This window comes from Bacillus sp. GW823-FHT06B01 (assembly GCF_058952315.1).
In genome coordinates this window covers 348-645 of record NZ_JBXAHR010000029.1, presented here as the reverse complement: position 1 = coordinate 645, position 298 = coordinate 348, and the positions used below count along the sequence as shown (strand labels likewise).

Genomic DNA, 298 nt, shown 5'->3' with positions numbered 1-298 from the left:
ATGAAAGAGCAAGTATTACAAGTAACAAAAGGTGACTTCGTAGGATCAGCAAGTGGAGCAGTAGTATTAACAGCATTAATCGTATTTCTATCAAGCGTATTAGTATAATAGAAGTTTTGTAATAAAAGAAAAAGAGAGGAGAATGCAAAATGAAAGAGCAAGTATTACAAGTAACAAAAGGTGACTTCGTAGGATCAGCAAGTGGAGCAGTAGTATTAACGGCATTAATCGTATTTCTATCAAGCGTATTAGTATAATAGAAGTTTTGTAATAAAAGAAAAAGAGAGGAGAATGCAAA

The 298-nt window shown here is 32.6% G+C and carries 2 protein-coding genes; both read left to right on the top strand.

Going from position 1 to position 298, the window contains the following annotated elements; genetic code table 11:
- Nucleotides 1–108, top strand: a 108-nt coding sequence (locus tag AC1Q8N_RS28755; RefSeq protein WP_000664237.1) for a DUF3948 family protein, incomplete at its 5' end; no start/stop codon positions are given.
- Between the two features lie 41 nt (nt 109–149).
- The gene (locus tag AC1Q8N_RS28750; RefSeq protein ID WP_000664237.1) at nt 150–257 is read left to right on the top strand and encodes a DUF3948 family protein; all 108 of its coding nucleotides are present in this window, start codon (nt 150–152) and stop codon (nt 255–257) included.
- Nucleotides 258–298: the final 41 nt, after the last annotated feature.